The 1,125-nt window shown below is 37.2% G+C and carries 1 protein-coding gene and 1 pseudogene; both read left to right on the forward strand.

Going from position 1 to position 1,125, the window contains the following annotated elements:
* Positions 1–33 precede the first annotated feature (33 nt).
* Positions 34–801 carry a DUF4262 domain-containing protein gene (locus DBR11_RS19580; RefSeq protein ID WP_199233894.1) on the forward strand — a complete coding sequence of 256 codons (768 nt, stop codon included), beginning with the start codon at positions 34–36 and terminating at the stop codon, positions 799–801.
* Between the two features lie 84 nt (positions 802–885).
* Positions 886–1,125, forward strand: a pseudogene (locus tag DBR11_RS19585) (VOC family protein); the annotation flags it as partial.

The following is a 1,125-nucleotide window of genomic DNA, read 5'->3' on the forward strand; positions in this document are numbered from 1 at the left end:
GTCTTAATATAAAACTAGTAGTGAAATAGCCAGATGCTAGGAGAAGATATTAAAATGGAAGAAACACACAACTGCAGGGACGACCAGAAAACAATCTCAGATATTGAGGAGTTTGGGCTTTCTGTAATCATGATTGAGGCTACAGATTATTTGCCTTCGTTTGCCTATAGCATTGGGCTTTGGCAAAAATACAGGCATCCTGAAGTTATTTGTTTTGGATTGAGCGTGCAAATTTTGCATGCTTTAATTAACGATGTTGCTGATTTGGTTAAAGACAATCAAATTATAGAAACAGGAATACCTTATGATGATTTTTTTAACGAGGGAAATGCTGAGTTCGTTAAAGTGGATCCACGCAGTATCAGGGATTATTTCGGCTATGCTATAGGTTTTTATGGTTCGGTTGATTTTCCCGCCGTTCAATTGGTTTGGACCGATAGAAACGATAAATTCCCATGGGGGATTGATTTTGAACAAGAGTTTATTTACAGACAACCATTACTGGATAGAAATGCAGAATTTAAATTTAGGGAGAGCACTAATCTTGGTGTGTTTACGACGAGACAGTGGCTTGAAGAGCGAAAGTCTATTTTACACGTTGTTCATGATGAAGATGGGGATTGGCAGTTTCTCACTGGTGATCAACAACCCGAAGATATTCGACTTGTCGCTTTGGAGCAACTGATTTTACTTGATCATACACTTAATGATATTTTTAATCTGGATTATGGCGAAGAGGCTACCCGAAATGAAATTGGTGAACGTTGGGAGAGGAGTGATACTGTACCAGATCAGTGTTGAGTAGAGATCATATTTAATCCCGATAAGATGAACACATTTTTTCTATTTTTATATTAGTTAATTTTAATCGTAAAAACTTTAAACATGAAAAAAGTAACTGGCCTTGGTGGCGTGTTTTTTAAATGCGATGACCCGAAAGCGATGAATGAATGGTATACCAAAAACCTTGGATTGCCGACTAGTGAATACGGAGTAACATTTGAGTGGCGGGAAGTTGATGATCCGTCAAAAAAAGGAGCTACAGCCTGGTGTACATTTCCTAAAGATACTTCATATTTTAATCCTTCAATTAAACCTTTTATGATTAATTACAGGGTGGAAGAT

The organism is Pedobacter sp. HMWF019 (genome assembly GCF_003061025.1).
In the GTDB taxonomy this organism is placed as follows: Bacteria; Bacteroidota; Bacteroidia; order Sphingobacteriales; family Sphingobacteriaceae; genus Pedobacter.

Excerpts from the sequence above, each read along its gene's own strand:
- DBR11_RS19580 (WP_199233894.1), top strand. The coding sequence starts at position 34 with ATGCTAGGAGAAGATATTAAAATGGAAGAAACACACAACTGCAGGGAC.